This is a genomic window from Catonella sp., assembly GCF_052173895.1.
In the GTDB taxonomy this organism is placed as follows: Bacteria; Bacillota; Clostridia; order Lachnospirales; family Lachnospiraceae; genus Catonella.
This window is the reverse complement of the sequence record NZ_JBQMXS010000106.1, coordinates 1-2,547: the sequence shown is the minus strand read 5'-3', so window position 1 is coordinate 2,547 and position 2,547 is coordinate 1. Positions and strand designations below refer to the sequence as shown.

Here is a 2,547-nt window from a genome sequence, read left to right as displayed (position 1 = left end):
TCATCAACCATAGATTCATCAATCTTGCCACCAAGTCCACCCGGCATCATACCAAGGATGTCCGTTATACTGCCAAGCTTACTTATCTGTTCAAACTGGGCCAACATATCGTTAAAATCAAACTCAGCTTTCTTAAACTTCTGCTCAAGTTCTTTAGCTTTTTCAGCATCTAAAGCACTTTGAGCCTTATCTATAAGAGTAAGTATGTCGCCCATTCCAAGTATTCTATTTGCCATTCTATCAGGATAAAACTGCTCAAGATCTGAAAGTTTCTCTCCCATACCGGCATACAGAATCGGTTTACCTGTTACACTCCTTATAGAAAGTGCCGCACCACCTCTAGTATCACCGTCCAGCTTTGTAATAACTACTCCATCAAGCTCTATCTTACTGTCAAATGTAGTTGCTACATTTACTGCTTCCTGACCGGTCATCGCATCTACAACCAAGAGTGTCTGTGTAACCTCTACCGCTTCTTTTATATCTACAAGCTCCTGCATCATATCTTCATCTATCTGAAGTCGGCCTGCAGTGTCAAGGAATATCATATTATAACCGTTGTTTCTGGCGTGTTCCATAGCTGCCTTTGCAATGTTTTGAGGCTTGTGACCATCTCCCATTGTAAATACAGGCACTCCTACCTTTTCACCATTTACTTGTAACTGCTTGATAGCAGCCGGTCTGTATACATCACAAGCAACTAAAAGAGGCTTTCTTGTCCCCTTAAATTTAGATGCAAGTTTTGCTGTAGTAGTAGTTTTACCTGCACCCTGAAGACCGCACATCATTATAACCGTAATCTCCTGCGTAGGTCTTAAGGCAAGTTCAGTCTTTTCTGCACCAAGCAGAGCTGTCATCTCTTCATTTACTATCTTTATAACCATCTGCCCCGGTGTTAAAGAGTTCATAACATCCTGTCCAATAGCTCTTTCTTCAACGGTCTTAATGAAATTTTTAGCAACCTTGAAGTTTACATCTGCTTCAAGCAGAGCAATCTTAACTTCCTTAAGAGCAGCCTTGACATCATTTTCATTTAGCTTGCCCTTACCACGCAGATTCTTAAAAACCTTCGTGAGCTTATCTGTTAAACTGTCAAATGCCATAGCTCCTCCTTTTTAGAATATATTTTCAAGGCTTATCAGATTTGTCAGTAACTTTTCTTTAAGTTTATCATCCTTACAAGCAAGCACTGTTTCTTTAAGTGCAGTTGTTATTACGGATATCTCTACTGACTTTTTAATTAGTCCAAGTTTATTGTCAAACTCCTCAAGCTGTCTAATACTCCTCTTAAGATTATCATGAACACCCTGTCTGGAGATTCCCTCTGTTTCTGCTATCTCTGACAGAGATAAGTCTTCAAGTATATATGCCACTAACAGTTTGCTCTGACCTTCTTTTAGAAGTATTCCATAATAATCAAATAATTCAGAGATTCTAAGTCTCTCGTCAAGTATATCTGCTTTCTTTTCCATGATAATAAACTCACCATCTCCTTAATCCTACGGTATTATAACAGATGAAAAAAACGATGTCAAGTTTTTTTCTTGACATCAAAAAAATTATAAAATATTTTCTTTTTCCAGGTATGTTTTAATAACATTAATAAATTCTTCTGCACGTACTATCTGCCTTTCTGCCTCACCTTTTGATGCTATAAAGAAATCCAAATAATCTGCTTTTTCTCTATTTTCAGAAGCCATTCTTATAATTTTTGAAAGTTCTTTTGAAAATATGCCTTCCTTAACATAATTCTGATTAAAATACGCTATCACTCCACTATGTTTGCTACTGTCAAAGCCGCGCAAAGCATTTACTGCTCTTATTGCATGAAATATAGCGTAATACGCTCTGTTTAAAGTATTCTTGTATCTTTCATTTTCATACATTAATTTAGCATCTGATAATGCTTCTAAGCTTGTTTCAAAACGGTATTTTGATAGTTCTCTTGCTCGTTCTTCCATAGAGGAATTCCTTCCTTTAATATATTCTTATAAAATGGTAGGGTTGACTTCCATTCATTAAAATTATCCTGGTCAATCGAAATTACAGATAAGGTAACTCCAAGCTCCAATTCATAATCGACCACTATATCTGTCATTTTTTTATGTTGTTCATCTGTCCGAGGTAATCTTAAAATAATTGCTATATCTATATCTGATTCAGAAGTTTCCTGACCTCTTACATAAGAGCCATATAGTACAATCTCCTCTATTGAATTATTATAAATTTCCCCAATTTCCTGACACATCTCAGATAGCTGTTTTAATATTTTTGGATGCTTTCTACTAATTCTAACTTTATTTCTCCAGTTACGATATTTGCCACTTTTTAATCTTCTATCCTCACCGGGTTTAGCAGTTTTAGGAATAAGCCACTGATTTCCTACTTTTTCTCCCTCTAAAGTTCCGTTAATAAGCATTCGTCTTATATTCCCCGAATCTTTTCCAAATATAGCTGAATATTGTGAAACAGTATAAAAATTACTCATACACTCACCTTCTAGTATAATAATGATGTAGTCAATCAAGACTACTTGGTTAATAAGTT

4 protein-coding genes are annotated in these 2,547 nt (G+C 35.8%); all 4 read right to left on the bottom strand.

All coding sequences use genetic code 11. The features are described 5' to 3' along the window. A partial coding sequence (ffh, locus tag ACTTG8_RS10235; RefSeq protein ID WP_442562004.1) for a signal recognition particle protein occupies window positions 1-1,103 on the bottom strand: 1,103 nt, incomplete at its 3' end. Window positions 1,104-1,115: 12 nt separating this feature from the next. Further along, window positions 1,116-1,472 (bottom strand): YlxM family DNA-binding protein, encoded by a 357-nt coding sequence (ylxM, locus tag ACTTG8_RS10230; RefSeq protein WP_442562003.1) that lies wholly within the window; start codon window positions 1,470-1,472, stop codon window positions 1,116-1,118. An 87-nt stretch (window positions 1,473-1,559) separates the two neighbouring features. Then, a complete protein-coding gene (locus ACTTG8_RS10225) occupies window positions 1,560-1,961 on the bottom strand; it encodes a HEPN domain-containing protein (protein ID WP_442562002.1) in 402 nt (133 codons plus the stop codon). Continuing rightward, window positions 1,910-2,547, bottom strand: a 638-nt coding sequence (locus ACTTG8_RS10220) for a nucleotidyltransferase domain-containing protein (protein WP_442562001.1), incomplete at its 5' end; no start/stop codon positions are given. The genes ACTTG8_RS10220 and ACTTG8_RS10225, both read right to left, overlap by 52 nt.